A 3,905-nucleotide genomic window follows, 5' to 3' on the forward strand; every position below is an offset into this window, starting at 1 on the left:
TATTAATAGATTTCTATATATTCTCTTTAATCTACTAACAACATACATCCAGCTAATATTGGTGTCATAATCATCGAAAACCTTAGAAGCATGCGAGGTGCATAATTTGTAAACTTAGCTCCTATATATGCTCCTAACATTGTCCCGATTAAAACTTGTACTAATAATACATAATCTAAATACCCTTCCGAACTATATCCAAACCCACCTCCAATTGCGATTGGTAATATAACGAGCAATGTCGTCCCTACAGATTGACGGATTGTTAAACCTAATAGAACCATTAATCCGAGTTGGATAAAAGGTGCTGAGCCAATACCAAATGCACCTGCTAAAATTCCAGTCACCAATCCGAGGAATATACATTTAATCACGTTATCTTTCGAAAGTTCTTTATGCCCTTTTAAAGACGACTGTGATCTTTTTTGAAACATAATCAACCGAATAAACATAAAAATTGCCGATAAAAATAACATACCAGCTGTAAACCAATGCAACAGATGTGCTGGTATTAACGAACCAAACTTTGAACCAATAAAGGAACCAATCGCGCCAAATCCCCCAACAACTCCGCCTATTACAAGCACAACATTCCCTTCTCGGTAATGACTTACTACTCCAGATAATGTCGTAAATGCCATCGCAGTTAAAGATGTTGCAAGAGCAACATGAATAGGGATATGGAATACTAGAGTGAGTATCGCGATGATAAATCCTGCTCCCCCTGCTCCGACAAATCCTAATAAAACTCCCATTAATAACATTGTTATAATAATTGCCACATAATTCCCCTCCAATATCCCAATTATCTATCATATACACACTTCTATACAAACAAAAAGCACCCTAAGCGGATGCTCTGACTACTTTTCTTTATTGATAATATGTACTTAATCTTGATTAATTAAAATAACAGCTGGACCAGAAACAACTACTCCGGCCACTTCTATCTTTTCAAATTCCATCACTGTAATAGATATAACCCCTTCTCTTTCCATCAATTCCTTACTCAGGACTTCAGTCGGTATTGATTTCACCGTCCTACCTCCTTTTCATTTTATACAAAATTACAAAAAACTACCCAATGCATCTAAATATATGCATCACCTCCGCTTTCATTCCTTATTCCAGTCAAAATTCACATCACCTTTCTATAACATATTGAAAAATAAAAAAGCACTCGCCAAAGCGAATGCCTTTCCATTATTTACTCTCTATTACTTTTAACATTCTATTAATAAATGCTGCCGATTCCCCACGTGTTGCAGAACCTTTTGGCATAAACTCATTATTCTCATTCCCTTTTACGATACCTAACCCATAAACACGTTGAACCGCCTGTTTATCATACGCTAAATTTTGATCCGTAAATGGTAATGGAACTAAATTACCTTTAATATTTTTGAATTGCAATGCACGATCAATCATAATGACAGCTTCATCACGTTTAATCGTATCATTCGGAGCAAATATATCATTTCCTCGTCCACTTATAATCCCAGCACTAGCTGCACGATTAATACCATCTACTAGCGATGGATGAGCTGTGCTTAAATCTTTGAAATTCGATTTCCCCTCTGGTAATTGCAATGATCTTGAAACTAAATTCGCAAATTCACCACGTGTTACAAGACGTTCTGGCCAGTAAGAACCCTTCCCGTCTCCAACCATAATACCTCTTTTATCTAATTCACGAATATCTGCTTCATACCAACCGCCAGTTATATCATCTTTATGATTCGCATCATAATAAGCTTTCGTTCCCTGTAAAAATGGCTCCCACGCATTATTCCTTATCATAATGGCCGGACAATTCTTTCCGCTCCAAAATTGATGTTTTTTTACATTTTCTAAAGGAATATTTAATTCCCCCATTAAATAGGCTGCTAGTTTGCGAGCATTTTCCACAGCTTTATTATAATCACCATCTTGATTGACAGCAATTTCAATTGCAATTGATTCTCTGTTACCGGTTCCTTCTGATCCATCTCCAGCATGCCAACCATTTTCATTTAATGGTAGATGTTGATAAATTTCTTTATCATCTACTGTAAAATGCCAAGATGCTGAACGATCAGTCGTTCCTGTTGCTTGACTGTATAAATATTGTGCATGGTTTCTAGCATTTGCTCCAACACTATAATTATCTGTCTCATGAATTGTAATGTATTTTGGTTTCATCGCATAACCTGGACGAATATTTTCATTACCTGTTGGTACAATCATTTCCTTTAATGGTACACCGTAAATATTCGTTGTTTTCTCTTCTATTGGTGCAGTATACATAACCGCTGCACGTTTCGTACGAGTTGGAGTTGTGCTTTGAATAAGAGATGCTTTTGTACCCTCAAATTTTGCTGAAGGTGCATAAATCCATTTCACCTCATTATCTATTTGGACTTGGAACCACTCTCCAACTTGTCCAATTGCAATAATTGTTTGCGGTTGTAACACTTTCTCGTCTTTATATGAATTAAATGGTGCGGAATATGTAGCTGTCTCTTCATTAATTACTAATTTTTCGTTTGCCAAGTGATAAACTTCCTTAACCTCTACATTTCCTTCACTACTTTGTATCCACCCAGCTCCAGATTCTGTTTGTATATAGTAAGCGTTTCCTTTTTGTTTTTCGGCTTTCACTACTTGATTAGAAAGCTGAACACCTGTCGCTTTTTGTAACTCAGCAGAATCAAATAAAGATGCTGAACCTATTATATGTACAAAAAAATCTCCTTGTACTTCATTTGTTATTCCTTTGCTCTCTCCACGTCCATCTTCATCTTTCATATGGCTTTCAATACTTTTTAATGCTTGCTCGTCTGTTGAAATTGTTACGGTCTTTTCTACTGTGTCTGCATAGGAAAAACTTGGAATCGTTACCATACTAAATACAATTGATGCAGCTAAAACATTATAAAATTCTTTTTTCATACTAATTATTTAACACGTTTATATCTTAATTCGTGTTAACTTCCCTCCCTAATCTAAAATATTTAAGGCTATCTAGCAGACTTCTAAACTAAATAACCCTTTACAATATAACAAACTCTATCTCATTCGTATAGATAGGAATGACTACTATTTGCCTACTTTTTCTATATTGGAATATAGAAAAGAAGCTATAAAAGATATAGCTTCTCCTCTCACTATTTCAATCTCGTTGTACCTTATACTCTATAACTCTACCATCTTTATCAAATTGCAAAACAAGACATTCACTATCTATAGGAATGAAACCACGTTCATTCCCAAGATAGTATAGTGTAGTAATTCCCGTTTCCAAACTGCTTGTTTTCGTAGGGGCCCCTAACAATTTTGTAATTTCCTCGTTTGATTTCCCTATCAATTTATGCTCCTGTAATAGGTCATCTACCATATGTACTCGTTTTTCTTCATAATTTAACCACCGATCCTGATTAAAATTTGAAGTGTATTTATTTATACTTAATTGTACGGTGCATACTAGCAATGGAATGAGACCTACCATCATTATAGTGAACAGTTGTTTCTTACCTTTATCACGTCTTGCCGAAACATGTAAGATAGACTTTTGAATAATAACTAATAAAATAAAAGGCATTACTACCACCAAAATACTCATTACACTCAATGACACATGAACCATATCAATAACGAAAATAAACGCAATGTACATTAATATATGCAAACAAAAATAAATGTACAACATTCCCCACAATATAGAGCTTTTACCTTTCTCCACCCAAATAACACCTACTTTATCCCGCTATTTGCGGGCAGTTAGACTCCCACCTCAAAATTCGGCTGTAAAGGGTAGAAGTCGGGTTGCCCATAAACCCCCACTAATTAAAGTTTTACTTTATTTTTCACTTCGCAACATAATTCATCTGGCCAATCATATCTCTAATCTTTTGTAGTTCTCGTGC

General features: G+C 35.3%; 4 protein-coding genes. All 4 read right to left on the bottom strand.

The window, feature by feature from the left end:
- Positions 1-26 precede the first annotated feature (26 nt).
- A complete protein-coding gene (locus tag AB3X49_RS18945; RefSeq protein WP_367964015.1) occupies positions 27-782 on the bottom strand; it encodes a sulfite exporter TauE/SafE family protein in 756 nt (251 codons plus the stop codon).
- 108 nt (positions 783-890) lie between these two features.
- Positions 891-1,037, bottom strand: coding sequence for a BC1881 family protein (locus AB3X49_RS18950; RefSeq protein WP_002014405.1), 147 nt, complete (start codon positions 1,035-1,037; stop codon positions 891-893).
- Between the two features lie 166 nt (positions 1,038-1,203).
- Positions 1,204-2,931: an S-layer homology domain-containing protein gene (locus AB3X49_RS18955; RefSeq protein ID WP_367964017.1), complete on the bottom strand. Its 1,728-nt coding sequence runs from the start codon at positions 2,929-2,931 to the stop codon at positions 1,204-1,206.
- A 220-nt stretch (positions 2,932-3,151) separates the two neighbouring features.
- A complete protein-coding gene (locus AB3X49_RS18960; RefSeq protein ID WP_002167814.1) occupies positions 3,152-3,721 on the bottom strand; it encodes a hypothetical protein in 570 nt (189 codons plus the stop codon).
- Positions 3,722-3,905 lie beyond the last annotated feature (184 nt).

It is taken from the genome of Bacillus sp. C30 (assembly GCF_040838255.1).
GTDB lineage: Bacteria > Bacillota > Bacilli > Bacillales > Bacillaceae_G > Bacillus_A > Bacillus_A mycoides.

What these genes read in the sequence shown, in the direction of transcription:
- AB3X49_RS18955 (WP_367964017.1), bottom strand. Translation starts at nt 2,931, where the DNA reads ATGAAAAAAGAATTTTATAATGTTTTAGCTGCATCAATTGTATTTAGT.